The following is a 17,093-nucleotide window of genomic DNA, read 5'->3' as shown; positions in this document are numbered from 1 at the left end:
AGAACAGCCATGCTCCGCCCCAAGATCCCGACCAACCCCCTGCCGACCGGCCTCGTGACCCCGCTGGCCCACCCGACCGCGCCCGCCGTGCCGGACCCGACGTCTGTCCCGGCCCCCGCCCCGGCCTCCGCCCCGGTCGCTGCGCCGGTGGCTCAGCCCCGCGTACAGATCCCGGCCGTCCGCCTCACCCCGACCGGCCTCGTTGCCGCGGTCGCCGGTGGTGCGGGCCTGGTTCTGGTCGTCGGTGCGGTGCTGGTCTCGCTGCTGCTCGCCGTCGCCATCACCGGCGCCTCGGTCGCCGTCTGCGCGGTCGTCCTGCGGTCGCTGCTGAACGGCCAGACCCACCGCTGATCCGGCCCCGGGACGGCCTCAACCGCCAAGTCTCCGCCGTCCCGGCGCCGTGCTCCTGCCCGAACCAAACGATCCGGAAGGAAGCACCATCATGGCCCAGCACACCCTTGCCCGGGGACACATCTGCCCCGACTGCGACGGCCACGCCTCCGTCGCCATCACCCTCGGCGGCCGCACCCCCGCCGGCCACCTGCGCACGATCACCGCCCACTGCAAGGCCTGCCACGGCACCGGCACCCGTCAGAGCGGGCGCACCGGATCGCCGTCCGCCTCCGCCGCCAGGGCCGGACGGTGAGGGCCGTGGGCCGTCTTCGTGTCCTGGACCTGTGCTGCGGGGCCGGTGGCGCCGGGATGGGCTACCACCTCGCCGGCCTGGACGTCGTGGGCGTGGACGTCAACCCCCAGCCCGACTACCCCTTCGAGTTCCACCAGGGCGACGCGGTCGACTTCGTCCGCCGCCACGGCGCCGGCTTCGACCTGGTCCACGCCTCCTGGCCCTGCCAGTCCCACTCCACCCTGACCAAGGGCACCAACCGGGGCCGCACGTACCCCGACCTCATCCCCGCCGGTCGGACCGCCCTCCTCGCCACCGGCCGCCCCTACGTCATCGAGAACGTCCCCAGCGCCCCGCTGCGCCCGGACCTGGTGCTGTGCGGGGAGATGTTCGGGCTCGGCGTGATTCGCCACCGGGTCTTCGAGGTCCACGGCTTCCCCACGCTCCAGACCCCGCACCTGCGCCACCGGGGCCGGGTCGCCGGCGTCCGCCACGGCCGTACGCACACCGGCCCGTACTTCGCCGTCTACGGCCAGGGCGGCGGCAAGGGCACCGTCCCCCAGTGGCAGACCGCCATGGGCATCGGCTGGACGTCCGACCGCCGCGTGCTCGCCCAGGCGATCCCGCCCGCCTACACCCGCCACATCGGCGAACAGCTCCTCGACCACCACCGGCGGGCGGAGGTGCTGGCATGGGCCTCCTGAACTGGCGCGACAACCGCCACTTCGACCACTCCGGGGACTGCGCCTGCACCCTCTGCGGCAAGCCCACGCCCCTTCGGTCCCACCGCGGTGAGCCCGTCCACAAGGTGTGCGCCGAGGACTGGAACGACCGGCACCCCGACGAGCCCCGCCAGAGCACCCCGCCGGACCGGAACGGCAACTCCACCGTCCTCGGCTCCTGGCGCTTCTTCTCCGACCCGGCCCCCAAGAAGAACCAGGGAGACCACGCGTGACCCACACCGCCACCGCGGCGGGCCTGGACCCGGCCACCCTCGCCGATGCGCTGAGGGTGGCCGGGTCCCCCGGCTTCCGCCGCTGGGAAGAGGCAAGTCCACCGCACCGGCGGCTGCTCCGACCCCATCCACATCACCGGCTGGACCGCTACGACCGACAAGGCCACGGGGCAGGCTTTGCACCGCTACTCCACCGCCGACGAGCCCGGCGGCCGGCTCCGGATCGCCTGCGGCAACCGCCGCGCCTCCCGCTGCCCCTCCTGCGCCTGGACCTACGCGGGAGACACGTACCACCTGATCCGGGCCGGACTCGCCGGCGACGACCGTCGCGGTATCCCCGCCACCGTCCGCGAGCACCCCCGCGTCTTCGCCACCCTCACCGCCCCGTCCTTCGGCCCGGTCCACAACCGCCCCGCCACCGGCCGCCCCTGCCGCTGCGGCACCCGCCACCCTGAGAACGCGGCCGAACTCGGCACCGCCCTCGACCCCACCACCTACGACTACGCCGGCGCCGTCCTCTTCAACAACCACGCCGGACAGCTCTGGGCCCGCTTCGCCAACCGCCTGCGCCGCGAGCTCGCCCTACGCGCTGGCCTCACCCGCCGTGAGCTCGCCGAGTCCTGCCGCGTCTCCTTCGGCAAGGTCGCCGAGTTCCAGAAGCGCGGAGCGATCCACTTCCACGCCGTGATCCGCCTCGACGGACCCGGCGGCCCCTCCACCCCGCCGCCCCACTGGGCCTCCACCCACCTGCTCTCCGAAGCGATCCGGGCCGCCGCCGCCCACGCCTACACGACCCTCACCGTCCCCGCCGCCGGCGACCAGCCCGCCCGCACCCTCCGCTGGGGCACCCAGCTCGACGTGCGCCCCATCAAGGCCTTCGGCGACGGCTCCGACATTACCGAACAGGCCGTGGCCTCGTACGTCGCCAAGTACGCGACCAAGGCGGCCGAGGACACCGGCACCCTCGACCGCCGTATCGGCAACCGCGAAGCTCTCGTCCTCCTCGACGTCCCCGACCACGCCGCCCGCCTGATCACGGCCTGTCTCGACCTGGACCCGCTGTACCCGGACCACCGCCTCGCCGCCTGGTCGCACATGCTCGGCTTCCGCGGCCACTTCTCCACCAAGTCCCGCCAGTACTCGACCACCCTCGGCGCCCTCCGCCAGACCCGCGCCGACTACCGAGCGGCCCAGGAACAGCACGCCTTCGACGTCGAACCGGACACGGTCCTCGTCCTCGCCTCCTGGCAGTACGCCGGCCACGGCCACACCCCCGGCGAGTCCGCCCTCGCCGCCACCATCGCCCGCGGCATCCAGCTCAACCGCCGGACCGCCCGTGAAGCCCTGCGAGACCTCCCCGCCCCGGAAGGAGACGCGACGTGAAGGACGAGCTAATGACCACCGCGGAGGTGCTTGCCGAGCTTAAAGGGATCTCGCGACGGACCTTCTACCGATGGCGGGAGCTGGGCAAGGCGCCCAAGGCCTTCACCCTGCCCAACGGTGAGCTGCGGGTCTGGCGCTCCGACTTCCACGCCTGGTTGCGGTCCCGGGAAGGGGCTGCCGCGTGAAGTCGCTGGACGTCAAGATCTGGAGCGTCCGGAAGCGGGACACCAAGCGGCCTTCCTACGACGTCCGCTGGTCCGTGTCCGGGCAGGTGTTCTCTGAGTCCTTCCGGACGAAGGGGCTCGCGGACAACTACCGGTCCAAGCTCATGCGGGCAGCCCGAGACGGCGAGGAGTTCGACACGGCCTCCGGCGAGGAGTTCGACACGGCCTCGGGTCTCCCCGGCTCGATGGCCGAGCAGAAGGCCACGCTGACCTGGTACGCCTTCGCTCTCAAGTACCTCGCCATGAAGTGGCCGCATGCGGCCCCGAACACCCGGGACGGGATCAACGAGTCCCTGACCTCGGTCACGATGGCGGTCCTGGATGACCGGCCCGGCCGGCCAGCGGATGCCGAGCTGCGCAAGGCGCTCAGGAACTGGGCCTTCGTGCTCCCCTCCCCGGACGACCGGGAGCTTCCGGCCGACGTCGGCAACGTCCTGCACTGGGTGGACAAGGCCTCCCGGCCGCTGTCCGACCTCACCGATCCGGCACTCGGGCGGGCGGTCCTCGACTCGCTGCAGCTCAAGCTGGACGGGACCGCGGCAGCTGCCGAGACCGTACGGCGGAAGAGGCGCACGCTGGTGAACGCCCTGCTCTACGCCGTGGACCTCGGCGAGTTCCGGGAAAGCCCGCTCGCGGCCGTGCGCTGGCAGAAGCCCAAGGTCTCGAACGAGGTGGACCCCCGGGTCGTGGCCAACCCGGAGCAGGCCCGCGCGCTTCTGCACGCGGTCTCGTACGTCGGCGGCTACCGCCGGGCCCGCGGGCGGCGCCTGGTGGGCCTCTTCGCCGGGATGTACTTCGGGGGCTTCAGGCCTGCCGAAGCGGTCGGGCTCTCCGAGCAGGACCTGACCCTGCCGGACTCCGGCTGGGGCACCGCCCTGCTGCACCGCACCCGGCCGAGCGTGGGCAAGCAGTGGACGGACTCGGGACAGAGCCACGACGACCGGGGGCTGAAGAACCGGCCCGTGGAGGACGTCCGCCGGGTGCCGATCCCGCCCCAGCTCGTGTCCATCCTCCGGGAGCACCTGGACACCTTCGGCACGGCTGCGGACGGCCGGCTGTTCGCCAGTGAGGGCGGGGGAGTGGTGTCCTCATCCACGTACTACCGGGCCTGGCAGGAAGCCCGGGTCCTCGCCCTGCCGCCGGCCGTCGCGGCCTCGCCGCTCGCGCACCGGCCGTACGACCTCCGGCACTCGGCGCTGTCCACGTGGCTCAACGCGGGCGTCGACCCGACCGAGGTCGCCGAGCGCGCGGGCAACAGCGTGGAGGTGCTGTTGAGCCGGTACGCCAAGTGCCTGGACGGTCGGCAGGAGGTGGCGAACCGGCGGATCGAGGACCTGTTACGCGAGTACGAGTGAGCGCGCAAGAGCTGCGATAGACCGTGAGGCGCCTGGACCTGTCCGGGGGCCTTCGGCGTTTCCCGGGCTGACCTGCGCCGACGGCTCAAGATCCCGTCCACGAATAGTCCACGGGCCCTGGCATACGGCTGCTCACGGCGGCAGTTGGCTGCACATACGCGAAGACCCCGTTCTCAGCGTTACCGCTGATGGCGGGGTCTTTGGGCACTTCCTGCGAAGTGCCCCCGGCAGGATTCGAACCTGCGCACACGGCTCCGGAGGCCGTTGCTCTATCCCCTGAGCTACGGGGGCGTGTCGTTCGCTGTGCGGCGACGGGTTGAACACTACCAGCTTCCGCGGGGTGATCAGAAACCGTTTCCGGGGGACGCGGGAGCCGGTCGCTCGGACGGGGTGGAAGTGGCGAAAACCCGGACGCGCGGGCCGCGGCCGACCTACTCTCGAGTTGTGCCAGGCGCCTCGGGCCGGGTCCTTGTCGTCGACGACAACAAGGTCATCCGGCAGCTGATCAAGGTCAATCTCGAGCTGGAGGGCTTCGAGGTCGTGACCGCGAGCGATGGTGCCGAGTGTCTGGACGTCGTGCACGACGTGGCGCCCGATGTGATCACCCTTGATGTGGTCATGCCCCGGCTGGACGGGTTCGGGGCCGCCGCGCGGCTCAAGGCCGACCCGCGGACGCGGGACCTGCCCGTCGCCATCGTCAGCGCCTGCACCCAGTACGAGGTCGAGTCCGGCATCGAGGCCGGGGTCGACGCGTTCGTCGCCAAGCCCTTCGAGCCCGCCGAGCTGGTGCAGGTGGTGCGCCGGCTCGTCGAGCGGCGCGGACGCCGGGAGCGCAGGGGCGCCGGGGCCGGGCAGCGGGGCTGATCCCGGGAGGTCACCGCCCGGCCATTTCACATCGCGGAATCGGTCGCGGTGGGGCGGGAATTCTGGCCTAGGCTGGTTCCCGTGACCCCCGCCGACCTCACCCGCACCGTCGTGCGCGCCGTGCGCTGCGCCGCCGCGGACGGGGAGCTGCCCGAGGGGGCCGCCGTGCCCGAGCGGGTCGTCGTCGAGCGGACCCGGCCCGGCGGGGTGGGGGAGTACGCCACCCCTGTTGCGTTTCAGGTCGCCAAGGCCGCCGTCGGAGCCTCGCCCCGTGAGGTGGCCCGGGTGCTGGCGGCCCGGCTCGGGCTCGAACCGGGCATCGAGCGGGTCGAGGTCACCGGTGCGGGGTTCCTGAATTTCGTCCTGGGCGAGTCGGCCGTTGCCGGGCTCGTCGCCGAGATGCTCGTACGGGGCCGGCGGTACGTCGACGCGGCCGACCGTGTTCCGCTGCCCGCCGGCGAGCTGCGGGCGCAGGCCGTCGGGGCCGCCGTGCGGCGGATCGTGCTCGCCCAGGGTGCCGGGTACGCCGACGACGGGCTCGACGCCGCGCCCGTCGCGCGGAAGGACGGGGACGTCGTCGCCGCGTACGGGCCGGACGCCGTGCTGTGGGCCGTGCTGCGCATGCCCGCCCACGAGACGCCGGTCTTCCCGGCGTGGCTGCTCCGGCAGGACGAGTCCAGTGAGTTCTTCCGCGTCCGCTACGGCCACGCCCGGGCCCGGGCGCTGCTGCGCAACGCCGCCCTGCTCGGGTTCGCGCCCGACGCCGGGCCCCTGGATTCCGACGCCGACGCGCTGCTGGGCGTCCTGCGCGACCACCCCCTCGCCCTCGAAGCCGCCGCGCACCACCGTGCGCCCGAGCGGCTCGCCCGGCACCTCGTCGAGCTCGCCGACGCCCTGCTCGGCTTCCAGTACGGCGTGCTGCCCCTCGGCGACGAGAAACCCTCGGCCGCCCACCGCGCCCGGCTGGCCCTTGCCGAAGCCGCCGGGGCGGTGCTGGCCGGCGGCCTGGCCCTGCTCGGCATCGACGCACCCGACCGCCTGTGATCCGCGAAGAGAGACACCGATGAGCCGTTCCGCGCACCCCGCCGGGCCCCGCCACGCCGACGTCCTGCCCGAGGGCCACTACTCCCCGCCGCCCGCCGACCTCAACGCCCTCGACGAGAAGGTCTGGTCCCGGACCGTCCGGCGCGGCGACGACGGCACCGTCTCCGTCGGCGGCATCGAGGTCACCCGGCTCGCCGAGGAGTTCGGGACGCCCGCCTACTTCCTCGACGAGGAGGACTTCCGGGCCCGCTGCCGCGCCTGGGCGCACGCCTTCGGCCCCGGCGCCGACGTCTTCTACGCCGGCAAGGCGTTCCTCTCCAAGGCGGTCGTCCGCTGGCTGAAGGAGGAGGGGCTCAACCTCGACGTGTGCTCCGGCGGCGAGCTCGCCACCGCCCTCGCCGCCGGCATGCCCGCGGAGCGCATCGCCTTCCACGGCAACAACAAGTCCGCCGCCGAGATCACCCGCGCCGTCGAGGCCGGCGTCGGCCGCATCGTCCTCGACTCCTTCCAGGAGATCGCCCGCGTCGCCCACACCGCCCGCGAGCACGGCGTCCGCCAGCCCGTGCAGATCCGCGTCACCGTCGGCGTCGAGGCGCACACCCACGAGTTCATCGCCACCGCGCACGAGGACCAGAAGTTCGGCATCGCCGTCGCCGACGGCTCCGCCGCCGAGGCCGTACGCCGCGCCCTCGGGCACGACAGCCTGGAGCTCCTGGGCGTCCACTCCCACATCGGCTCGCAGATCTTCGACATGGCCGGCTTCGAGGTCTCCGCGCGCCGCGTCGTGCAGCTGCTGGCCGCCGTACGCGACGAGCACGGCGTCGAGCTCCCCGAGATCGACCTCGGCGGCGGCCTCGGCATCGCCTACACCTCCGCCGACGACCCGCGCGAGCCCCACGAGATCGCCAAGGCGCTCCACGAGATCGTCGCCCGCGAGTGCGAGGCCGCCGGGCTGCGCGCGCCCCGCATCTCCGTCGAGCCCGGCCGGGCCATCGTCGGCCCGACCGCCTTCACCCTCTACGAGGTCGGCACCGTCAAGCCGCTGCCGGGGCTGCGCACGTACGTGTCGGTCGACGGCGGCATGTCCGACAACATCCGCACCGCGCTCTACGACGCCGAATACTCCATCGCGCTCGTCTCGCGCACCTCCGACGCCGAGCCGGTCCTCGTGCGCGTCGTCGGCAAGCACTGCGAGAGCGGCGACATCGTCGTCAAGGACGCCTACCTGCCGGCCGACCTGGCCCCCGGCGACCTCGTCGCCGTGCCCGCGACCGGCGCGTACTGCCGCTCGATGGCCAGCAACTACAACCACGCGCTCCGCCCGCCCGTCGTCGCCGTGCGCGACGGGGCGGCCCGGGTGATCGTCCGGCGCGAGACGGAGGAAGATCTCCTGCGCCTCGACGTCGGATGATGAAATAGATGTCTCACCCAATGGACCGAAGGTGGAAACTTGTGTCCATTGCGTGAGACTGGTCCAGACTTGTCGCGCAATTCCGCGCGCCGGGTGCCGAGGAAGATCGAAAGGCGTAGGTCGAATGATGCGTACGCGTCCGCTGAAGGTGGCGCTGCTGGGCTGTGGTGTGGTCGGCTCAGAGGTGGCGCGCATCATGACGACGCACGCCGACGACCTCACGGCGAGGATCGGCGCGCCCGTCGAGCTCGCGGGCGTGGCCGTCCGCCGCCCCTCCAAGGTCCGCGAGGGCATCGACCCCGCCCTGATCACCACCGACGCCACCGCCCTGCTCAAACGGGGCGACATCGACGTCGCCATCGAGGTCATCGGCGGCATCGAGCCGGCCCGCACCCTCATCACCACCGCGTTCGAGCACGGCATCTCCGTCGTCTCCGCGAACAAGGCGCTCCTCGCGCAGGACGGCGCCGCCCTGCACGCGGCCGCCGGGCAGGCCGGGCTCGACCTCTACTACGAGGCGGCCGTCGCCGGCGCCATCCCGCTGATCCGCCCGCTGCGCGAGTCCCTCGCCGGCGACAAGATCAACCGGGTGATGGGCATCGTCAACGGCACGACGAACTTCATCCTCGACAAGATGGACTCCACCGGCGCCGGCTACCAGGAGGCGCTCGACGAGGCGACCGCCCTCGGCTACGCCGAAGCCGACCCCACCGCCGACGTCGAGGGCTACGACGCCGCCGCCAAGGCCGCCATCCTCGCCGGCATCGCCTTCCACACCCGCGTCCACCTCGACGACGTCTACCGCGAGGGCATGACCGAGGTCAGCGCCGCCGACTTCGCCTCCGCCAAGCGCATGGGCTGCACCATCAAGCTCCTCGCGATCCTGGAGCGCGCCGCCGACGGCGAGTCCGTCACCGCGCGCGTCCACCCCGCGATGATCCCGCTCAGCCACCCGCTCGCCTCCGTCCGCGAGGCGTACAACGCCGTCTTCGTCGAGGCGGAGGCCGCCGGACGGCTGATGTTCTACGGACCCGGCGCGGGCGGCGCGCCGACCGCCTCGGCGGTCCTCGGCGACCTCGTCGCCGTCTGCCGGAACAAGCTCGCCGAGGCAACGGGGCCCGGCGAGTCGGCCTACACCCAGCTGCCGGTCAGCCCCATGGGCGACGTCGTCACCCGGTACCACATCAGCCTCGATGTGGCCGACAAGCCGGGTGTCCTCGCCCAGGTGGCGACGACGTTCGCGGAGCACGGTGTCTCCATCGACACCGTCCGCCAGCAGGGCAAGGACGGCGAGGCCTCCCTCGTCGTCGTCACCCACCGCGCGCCCGACGCCTCCCTCTCCGGGACCGTCGAGGCCCTGCGGAAGCTGGACACCGTCCGCGGTGTCGCCAGCATCATGCGTGTTGAAGGGGAGTAAGGACCCATGAGCAGCAAGCCCACCCACCAGTGGCGCGGCATCATCGAGGAGTACCGGGACCGCCTGCCGGTGACGGACGCGACGCCCGTGGTCACGCTCCGCGAGGGCGGCACTCCCCTCGTGCCCGCGCAGGTGCTCTCCGAGCGCACCGGCTGCGAGGTGCACCTCAAGGTCGAGGGTGCGAACCCGACCGGTTCCTTCAAGGACCGCGGCATGACCATGGCCATCACCAAGGCCAAGGAGGAGGGCGCCAAGGCGGTCATCTGCGCCTCCACCGGCAACACCTCCGCCTCCGCCGCCGCGTACGCGGTGCGCGCCGGCATGGTCTCCGCCGTGCTCGTCCCCCGCGGCAAGATCGCGCTCGGCAAGATGGGGCAGGCGCTGGTGCACGGCGCCAAGATCCTCCAGGTGGACGGCAACTTCGACGACTGCCTCGACCTCGCCCGCGCGCTGTCCGACAACTACCCTGTGGCGCTGGTCAATTCCGTCAACCCGGTGCGCATCGAGGGCCAGAAGACGGCCGCGTTCGAGATCGTCGACGCGCTCGGCGACGCCCCCGACATCCACGTGCTGCCCGTCGGCAACGCCGGCAACATCACGGCGTACTGGAAGGGCTTCAAGGAGTACAGGGCCGACGGCCTGGCCTCCCGTACGCCCCGCGTGTGGGGCTTCCAGGCCTCCGGCTCCGCGCCGATCGTGCGCGGCGAGGTCGTCAAGGAGCCGCACACCATCGCCACGGCCATCCGCATCGGCAACCCGGCCTCCTGGGAGTACGCGCTGGCCGCGCGCGACGAGTCCGGCGGCTTCATCGACGAGGTGACGGACCGCCACATCCTCGCCGCCTACCGGCTGTTGGCGTCGCAGGAGGGCGTCTTCGTCGAGCCGGCCTCCGCCGCGTCCGTCGCGGGCCTGCTCAAGGCCGCCGAGGCGGGGCTGGTCGACCCCGGCCAGAAGATCGTGTGCACCGTCACCGGCAACGGCCTGAAGGACCCCGACTGGGCGGTCGCCGGCGCCCCGCAGCCCGTCACCGTCCCGGTGGACGCCGAGGCCGCGGCCGCCCGCCTCGGACTGGTCTGACGCGACGCCCCGGACCGGCACCGCCCGGTCCGGGGCCGTCCGCACGGCCGCGAAGCGGCCCCGGCCGGAGCCCAGTTGCCGGATTCCCGCCCCGTCGGGGCGCTCGGCGATCCGCCGCAGCGGCCCGGCCCCGGTCGCCGAATCCGGCAACCGGGCCCGTAGGGCGTCAAAACCCACGGCCTGCGGGGCCTGGGCGCGACACGCGTCGTGCGCCTCCCGTGCGCCCTATGTCGCGGGAGAACCTTCCTTCGATACGCTGTACCGACATCCGCCACCGCGCATATGACCGCGGTGCTGCCCAGAGGGCCTTCGGGTGTCGTACGTTCTCCAGTACATTCACAGCGAAGTTCTCGCACAGTCACAAGGAGTGTCATCGGACGATGGCCGGTCCAGCGTTCCGCGCCGCCGCCGTACGGGTGCGCGTCCCCGCGAGCAGTGCCAACCTCGGCCCCGGCTTCGACAGCCTCGGCCTGGCCCTGGGGCTCTACGACGACGTGGTCGTCCGGGTGGCCGACTCCGGCCTGGGCATCGACATCGCGGGCGAGGGCGCCGACACCCTCCCGCGGGACGAGAGCCACCTGCTCGTACGCTCCATGCGCACCGCCTTCGACCTGCTGGGCGGACAGCCGCGCGGCCTCGAGGTGGTCTGCGCCAACCGCATCCCGCACGGCCGCGGCCTCGGCTCCTCCTCCGCCGCGATCTGCGCCGGCATCGTCGCCGCCCGCGCGGTCACCATAGGCGGCGAGGCTCGTCTCGACGACGCGGCCCTGCTGGAACTGGCCACCGAGATCGAGGGCCACCCCGACAACGTTGCCGCCTGCCTGCTCGGCGGCTTCACCCTCGCCTGGACCGACGGCGGCAGCGCCCGGGCGATCCGCATGGAGCCCGCGCGTTCCATCGTTCCGGTGGTCTTCGTCCCCTCCAAGCCCGTCCTGACGGAGACCGCGCGCGGCCTGCTGCCGCGCACCGTCCCGCACGTGGACGCCGCCGCCAACGCCGGCCGCGCGGCCCTGCTCGTCGAAGCCCTGACCAGGCGTCCCGAGTTGCTGCTGCCGGCCACCGAAGACCGCCTCCACCAGGAGTACCGGTCCCCGGCGATGCCCGAGAGCGTGGCACTCGTCAACCGACTGCGCGCGGACGGCATCCCCGCGGTCATCTCCGGCGCGGGCCCCACGGTCCTCGCGCTGGCCGACAACGACGCGGCCGACAAGGTCGCGCAGCTCGCGGGCGACGGGTGGGCGGCCAACCGGCTGGCCCTCGACTCCGCGGGCGCGAGCGTGCTCCCGCTGGCGGCCCAGGGCGGCTGACCGCCCCGGCGCAGCCGCCGGGGGCGGGCGGCCTGGGCAGGCCGCCCGCGCGGAAAGCGCGATTGCCGGTGATTGAGAGGGGGAATATCTGTTGGATCCGGTAGTGTTAGTCTCAAGTGCGCAGCCGAAGCCGTCATGGCCAGGCGCTCAGTGTCCCCATCCGGGACCACCTTTCTTCCGGGAGCCTCCCCGACTGCTTTGATCGCCGCCAGCAGTTTCGAGCACGCTCCGGAATCGGCGTGAAATTCCCACGCGTCCAGCTCGGGGGCCTCTCGCCGGAACCACCCAAGCACGTTTCTCTCCGCCGTACATCTACCGGCGGACCACCGCCCCGGCACGGTCCACACCTAGGACTGCTGTCGGACAGCACAACCGGTCGCCGAGCCAGACAGGCCGACGTCCGCTCCAGGGAAGGACCCTTCGTGAGCGACACCACCGATCTGATGGGCGCTGCCGACGCCAACGTCGACAACAGCGCCCCCGCCGCGGCCGCCGCGACGAGCACAGCCGGCAGGCGACGCCGCTCCGGCACCGGCCTCGAGGGCATGGTCCTGGCCGAGCTCCAGCAGGTCGCGTCGGGCCTCGGGATCAGGGGCACCGCGCGGATGCGCAAGAGCCAGCTGATCGAGGTCATCAAGGAGGCGCAGGCCGGCGGCGGTGCCGCCAAGGCCGCGGCGCCCGCCGCCGACGCCGCCGAGGCCAAGCCGAAGCGCCGCGCCACCAGCAAGGCCCGTACGGGCGAGGCCGCCGCCGAGGCGCCGGCCGAGAAGCCCGCCGCCGCTGCGCAGATCGAGATCCCCGGCCAGCCGGCCGGCGGTGCCCGTACCGGCGAGGCCGAGCGCGCGGCCGACGAGGCCCCTGCGGGCGAGCGCCGCCGCCGCCGTGCCACGGCCCCCTCCGGCAGCCCGGAGGCCGCGGCTCCCGCCGCCACCGTCGTCGTCGAGGCGAAGACCGAGACGGCCGCCGCCGCGCCGGCCGAGACCAAGGCCGAGGCCGCCACCGCGGTGTCCGCCCCCGCCCAGGAGGGCGAGGGCCGCGGCCGCCGCGACCGCCGCGAGCGCGGCGACCGCCAGCGCGACCGCCGCGAGCGCGGTGCCAAGGGCGACGACCAGGGCCAGGGCCAGGGCCAGGGCCAGGGCGGCCAGGGCCAGGGCGGCGGCCGCGGAGACCGCGACCGCGACCGCCAGCAGGGCGGCCGCGGCCAGGGCCAGCAGGGGCAGCAGGGCCGGCAGGACAACGGCCCGCAGGACGACTTCGACGACGAGGGCGGCCGCCGTGGCCGCCGCGGCCGCTACCGCGACCGCCGTGGCCGCCGCGGCCGCGACGACTTCGCGCCGGGCGAGCCGCAGGTCGCCGACGACGACGTCCTGATCCCCGTCGCCGGCATCCTCGACATCCTCGACAACTACGCGTTCATCCGGACCTCGGGCTACCTGCCCGGCCCGAACGACGTGTACGTCTCCCTCGCCCAGGTCCGCAAGGCCGGCCTGCGCAAGGGCGACCACGTCACCGGCGCCGTCCGCCAGCCCAAGGACGGTGAGCGCCGCGAGAAGTTCAACGCGCTGGTGCGCCTGGACTCCGTCAACGGCATGGCGCCCGAATCCGGCCGCGGCCGACCGGAGTTCCAGAAGCTGACCCCGCTCTACCCGCAGGACCGGCTCCGCCTGGAGACCGACCCGGGCGTGCTGACGACGCGCATCATCGACCTGGTGTCGCCGATCGGCAAGGGCCAGCGAGGCCTGATCGTGGCCCCGCCGAAGACCGGCAAGACCATGATCATGCAGGCGATCGCCAACGCGATCACCACGAACAACCCCGAGTGCCACCTGATGGTCGTCCTCGTCGACGAGCGTCCGGAAGAGGTCACCGACATGCAGCGGTCGGTCAAGGGCGAGGTCATCTCCTCGACCTTCGACCGCCCTGCCGAGGACCACACCACGGTCGCCGAGCTGGCCATCGAGCGCGCCAAGCGCCTCGTCGAGCTCGGCCACGACGTGGTCGTCCTGCTGGACTCCATCACCCGCCTGGGCCGCGCGTACAACCTCGCGGCGCCCGCCTCCGGCCGCATCCTGTCCGGTGGTGTCGACTCGACCGCGCTGTACCCGCCGAAGCGCTTCTTCGGTGCCGCGCGCAACATCGAGGACGGCGGCTCGCTGACCATCCTGGCCACCGCGCTCGTCGACACCGGCTCGCGCATGGACGAGGTGATCTTCGAGGAGTTCAAGGGCACCGGCAACATGGAGCTCAAGCTCGACCGCAAGCTCGCCGACAAGCGGATCTTCCCCGCCGTCGACGTCGACCCGTCGGGCACCCGCAAGGAGGAGATCCTCCTCAACAGCGAGGAGCTCTCCATCGTCTGGAAGCTGCGCCGGGTGCTGCACGCGCTCGACTCGCAGCAGGCCATCGAGCTGCTGCTCGACAAGATGAAGCAGACGAAGTCGAACGCCGAGTTCCTGATGCAGATCGCCAAGACGACCCCTGCGGGCAAGAACGACGACTGACGGCCGCACCCGCGCCGTACCGGGACCGCCCCCGCCGCACTCCGCGGCGGGGGCGGTCCCGCGTTTTCCGGGCCGCAGGGGGTACGTCGGCCCCGTGCGACCTCCGCCACATCCGCGGCTTCCCCGCACCCCGGCCCGCCGCGGCGTGGAACCCCGCGGAGCACTACTCCGTCTGTGTCAAGGGGGCGCGCAGCGGCCGGGCGGCGGCGGGACCGCGCCCCCAGGACTGAGGAGAGCATGAGCGAGGAGAGCAGCGGCCCGCAGCCGCACCGCGCCGGACCGCGGCGGCGGCGCAAGCCGGCCGCGCGGCGCAGGGGCCTGGCCGTCGCCGGGTGGACCGCCGCCGGAGTGGTCCTGCTGGGCGGGGCGGGCCTGGGCTGGTTCTGGTTCAAGCTGAACGGGAACCTCCACACCGTCGACATCGACCAGGCGCTGGGCTCCGACCGCCCGCAGGACATCGACAACGGCTCGATGGACATCCTCGTCCTCGGCTCGGACTCCCGCGGCGGCGCGAACTCCGCCTACGGCCGCGACGACGGCGGTGCGGCCCGCTCCGACACGGCGATGATCGTCCACCTGTACGAGGGCCACAAGAAGGCCAGCGTCGTGTCGATCCCGCGCGACACCATGGTCAACCGCCCGCCCTGCACCCTGGCGAACGGCAAGACCGACCGCGGCCGGCAGCGCGAGCAGTTCAACGAGGCCTTCTCGATCGGCGGCGCCGCCTGCGTCGTCAAGACCGTCGAGAAGATGTCCGGGATCCGCATGGACCACTACATCGAGGTCGACTTCACCGGCTTCAAGGGGATCATCGACACCCTCGGCGGCGTCGAGGTCACCACCACCAAGCCGATCAAGGACGCCGACAGCCACCTCGACCTCCCGGCCGGCACCAACCACCTGAACGGCGAGCAGGCCCTCGGCCTGGTCCGCACCCGCAAGAGCGTCGGCGACGGCAGCGACCTGGGCCGGATACAGCTCCAGCAGGCCTTCATCAAAGCGCTGATCAAGCAGGTCAAGGGCATCGGGATCTTCGACAACCCCAAGCGGCTGATGGGCCTCGCCGACACCGGGACCAAGTCGCTGACGACCGACAAGGCGCTCGGCGACGTGAAGTCCCTGCTCGGCTTCGCCCAGAGCCTGCAGGGCATCGACGCGCAGAACATGCAGATGATCACGCTGCCGGTGGGCGCGGACCCCTACGACGACAACCGGGTCGCCCCGCTCGCCAAGGAGTCCAAGATGGTCTTCGACGCCCTGCTCGCCGAGCAGCCGATCCCCGCCGAAGCCACCGCCGCCTCCGCCGGAGACAAGAGCAAGGCCGCCGAGATCGTCCGGTAGACCGCTCCGCGGTGGTGCGGAATACGCCGGCCGCCCCGCTCGTTGAGGAGGGCGTTCCCGGAATTTTGACAGGCAGCCCGGTCCTGGCAGACTGGTCTGTCGGCCCCGGTTCACGCAGTGCGCAATTCCGCCCCTGCGACCCGGCGCCCTCCCGAAACTAGGAGACACCTTGAAGCGCGATGTTCACCCCGAGTACGTCGAGACCCAGGTCAGCTGCACCTGCGGCGCGTCGTTCACCACCCGTAGCACCCTGACCGAGGGCACCATCCGTGCCGAGGTCTGCTCCGAGTGCCACCCGTTCTACACGGGCAAGCAGAAGATCCTCGACACCGGTGGCCGTGTCGCCCGCTTCGAGGCCCGCTTCGGCAAGGCTGCCGGCTCGAAGTAGCGAGCCCCCGGCGCCGGACCCCGGCTGCACCCCGTCCAACGGGGGCGGCCGGGCCGGCGCCTTTGTCGTCCCGCAGCCCTTTTTCGTACTTTCACCCCAGGAGCCCCCGATGTTCGAGGCGGTCGAGGAACTGGTCGGCGAGCACGCCGACCTCGAGAAGAAGCTCGCCGACCCTTCGGTCCACTCCGATCAGGCCAACGCGCGCAAGCTGAACAAGCGCTATGCGGAGCTGACCCCGATCATCGCCACCTACCGGGCGTGGAAGCAGACCGGCGAGGACATCGAGACCGCGAAGGAGTTCGCGGCCGACGACCCCGACTTCGCCGCCGAGGTCAAGGAGCTGGGCGCGCAGCGCGAGGAGCTCACCGAGAAGCTGCGCCTGCTGCTCGTCCCCCGCGACCCCAGCGACGACAAGGACGTCCTCCTGGAGATCAAGGCGGGCGCCGGCGGCGACGAGTCCGCCCTGTTCGCCGGCGACCTGCTGCGCATGTACCTGCGCTACGCCGAGCGGGTCGGCTGGAAGACCGAGATCATCGACTCCACCGAGTCCGAGCTCGGCGGCTACAAGGACGTCCAGGTCTCCGTCCGCACCAAGGGCGGCAACGGCGCCACCGAGCCCGGCCAGGGCGTGTGGGCCCGGCTGAAGTACGAGGGCGGCGTCCACCGCGTCCAGCGCGTCCCGGCCACCGAGTCGCAGGGCCGCATCCACACCTCCGCCGCCGGCGTGCTCGTCACCCCGGAGGCCGAGGAGGTCGAGGTCGAGATCAACCCGAACGACCTGCGCATCGACGTGTACCGCTCGTCCGGCCCCGGCGGCCAGTCCGTCAACACCACCGACTCGGCCGTGCGCATCACGCACGTCCCGACCGGTGTGGTCGCCTCCTGCCAGAACGAGAAGAGCCAGCTCCAGAACAAGGAGCAGGCCATGCGCATCCTGCGCTCCCGCCTGCTGGCCGCCGCCCAGGAGGCCGCCGAGCAGGAGGCCGCCGACGCCCGCCGCAGCCAGGTCCGCACCGTGGACCGGTCCGAGAAGATCCGGACGTACAACTTCCCGGAGAACCGGATCTCGGACCACCGCACCGGGTTCAAGGCGTACAACCTGGACCAGGTGCTCGACGGCGACCTCGACCCGGTCATCCAGGCCTGCGTCGACACGGACTCGGCCGCCAAGCTCGCGGCCGCGAACTCCCACTGACCCGTC

16 protein-coding genes, 1 tRNA gene and 1 pseudogene are annotated in these 17,093 nt (G+C 72.5%); 17 read left to right on the top strand and 1 reads right to left on the bottom strand.

Annotation, left to right across the window (positions count from 1 at the left end):
* The first annotated feature begins 9 nt into the window (after nt 1-9).
* The 7 genes and pseudogenes from IE170_RS11320 to IE170_RS11290 all read left to right on the top strand — a co-directional run bounded on the left by IE170_RS11320 (nt 10) and on the right by IE170_RS11290 (nt 4,542).
* Nucleotides 10-351 (top strand): SpdD-like protein, encoded by a 342-nt coding sequence (locus IE170_RS11320; protein WP_189809189.1) that lies wholly within the window; start codon nt 10-12, stop codon nt 349-351.
* Between the two features lie 91 nt (nt 352-442).
* Nucleotides 443-646 carry a hypothetical protein gene (locus IE170_RS11315; RefSeq protein WP_189809188.1) on the top strand — a complete coding sequence of 68 codons (204 nt, stop codon included), beginning with the start codon at nt 443-445 and terminating at the stop codon, nt 644-646.
* 5 nt (nt 647-651) lie between these two features.
* Nucleotides 652-1,329, top strand: a complete 678-nt coding sequence (locus IE170_RS11310; protein ID WP_189809187.1) for a DNA methylase — start codon at nt 652-654, stop codon at nt 1,327-1,329.
* Complete coding sequence (locus tag IE170_RS11305; RefSeq protein WP_189809275.1) at nt 1,317-1,580, top strand: hypothetical protein; 264 nt, start codon at nt 1,317-1,319, stop codon at nt 1,578-1,580. Before IE170_RS11310 ends, IE170_RS11305 begins: the two co-directional genes overlap by 13 nt.
* Nucleotides 1,577-2,963: pseudogene (gene repSA, locus IE170_RS11300) on the top strand (replication initiator protein RepSA). Before IE170_RS11305 ends, repSA begins: the two are co-directional and overlap by 4 nt.
* Before the next feature lie 11 nt (nt 2,964-2,974).
* The gene (locus tag IE170_RS11295; protein ID WP_189809267.1) at nt 2,975-3,148 is read left to right on the top strand and encodes a helix-turn-helix transcriptional regulator; all 174 of its coding nucleotides are present in this window, start codon (nt 2,975-2,977) and stop codon (nt 3,146-3,148) included.
* Nucleotides 3,145-4,542: a tyrosine-type recombinase/integrase gene (locus tag IE170_RS11290; RefSeq protein WP_189809186.1), complete on the top strand. Its 1,398-nt coding sequence runs from the start codon at nt 3,145-3,147 to the stop codon at nt 4,540-4,542. The genes IE170_RS11295 and IE170_RS11290 overlap by 4 nt, the downstream gene beginning before the upstream one ends.
* Nucleotides 4,543-4,761: 219 nt before the next feature.
* On the opposite strand, the gene IE170_RS11285 is transcribed toward IE170_RS11290, so the two are convergent.
* A tRNA-Arg gene (locus IE170_RS11285) sits at nt 4,762-4,833 on the bottom strand.
* A 105-nt stretch (nt 4,834-4,938) separates the two neighbouring features.
* Between IE170_RS11285 and IE170_RS11280 the strand changes: the two genes are divergently transcribed.
* From IE170_RS11280 to prfA, 10 genes are all read left to right on the top strand, one after another.
* A complete protein-coding gene (locus IE170_RS11280) occupies nt 4,939-5,406 on the top strand; it encodes a response regulator (RefSeq protein WP_189809185.1) in 468 nt (155 codons plus the stop codon).
* 81 nt (nt 5,407-5,487) lie between these two features.
* Nucleotides 5,488-6,450 (top strand): ArgS-related anticodon-binding protein NrtL, encoded by a 963-nt coding sequence (gene nrtL / locus IE170_RS11275; RefSeq protein ID WP_189809184.1) that lies wholly within the window; start codon nt 5,488-5,490, stop codon nt 6,448-6,450.
* Nucleotides 6,451-6,469: 19 nt separating this feature from the next.
* A complete protein-coding gene (gene lysA, locus IE170_RS11270) occupies nt 6,470-7,861 on the top strand; it encodes a diaminopimelate decarboxylase (RefSeq protein ID WP_189809183.1) in 1,392 nt (463 codons plus the stop codon).
* 124 nt (nt 7,862-7,985) lie between these two features.
* On the top strand, nt 7,986-9,278 hold the full coding sequence (locus tag IE170_RS11265; RefSeq protein ID WP_189809182.1) for a homoserine dehydrogenase: 1,293 nt from the start codon (nt 7,986-7,988) through the stop codon (nt 9,276-9,278).
* A 6-nt stretch (nt 9,279-9,284) separates the two neighbouring features.
* On the top strand, nt 9,285-10,355 hold the full coding sequence (thrC, locus tag IE170_RS11260) for a threonine synthase (protein ID WP_189809181.1): 1,071 nt from the start codon (nt 9,285-9,287) through the stop codon (nt 10,353-10,355).
* 380 nt (nt 10,356-10,735) lie between these two features.
* Nucleotides 10,736-11,662, top strand: coding sequence for a homoserine kinase (gene thrB, locus IE170_RS11255; protein WP_189809180.1), 927 nt, complete (start codon nt 10,736-10,738; stop codon nt 11,660-11,662).
* Between the two features lie 422 nt (nt 11,663-12,084).
* Entirely contained in the window at nt 12,085-14,163 is a 2,079-nt protein-coding gene (gene rho, locus IE170_RS11250) for a transcription termination factor Rho (RefSeq protein ID WP_189809179.1), read from the top strand.
* Nucleotides 14,164-14,400: 237 nt separating this feature from the next.
* Nucleotides 14,401-15,504 (top strand): LCP family protein, encoded by a 1,104-nt coding sequence (locus IE170_RS11245; RefSeq protein WP_189809178.1) that lies wholly within the window; start codon nt 14,401-14,403, stop codon nt 15,502-15,504.
* A gap of 169 nt (nt 15,505-15,673) precedes the next feature.
* Nucleotides 15,674-15,892: a 50S ribosomal protein L31 gene (rpmE, locus tag IE170_RS11240; RefSeq protein ID WP_030153765.1), complete on the top strand. Its 219-nt coding sequence runs from the start codon at nt 15,674-15,676 to the stop codon at nt 15,890-15,892.
* A 109-nt stretch (nt 15,893-16,001) separates the two neighbouring features.
* Nucleotides 16,002-17,087 carry a peptide chain release factor 1 gene (prfA, locus tag IE170_RS11235; protein ID WP_189809177.1) on the top strand — a complete coding sequence of 362 codons (1,086 nt, stop codon included), beginning with the start codon at nt 16,002-16,004 and terminating at the stop codon, nt 17,085-17,087.
* Nucleotides 17,088-17,093 lie beyond the last annotated feature (6 nt).

The organism is Streptomyces toxytricini (assembly GCF_014649915.1).
Classification (GTDB): domain Bacteria; phylum Actinomycetota; class Actinomycetes; order Streptomycetales; family Streptomycetaceae; genus Streptomyces; species Streptomyces toxytricini.
Note: the sequence above shows the minus strand (reverse complement) of the source record. Positions and strands in the feature narration are given on the sequence as shown.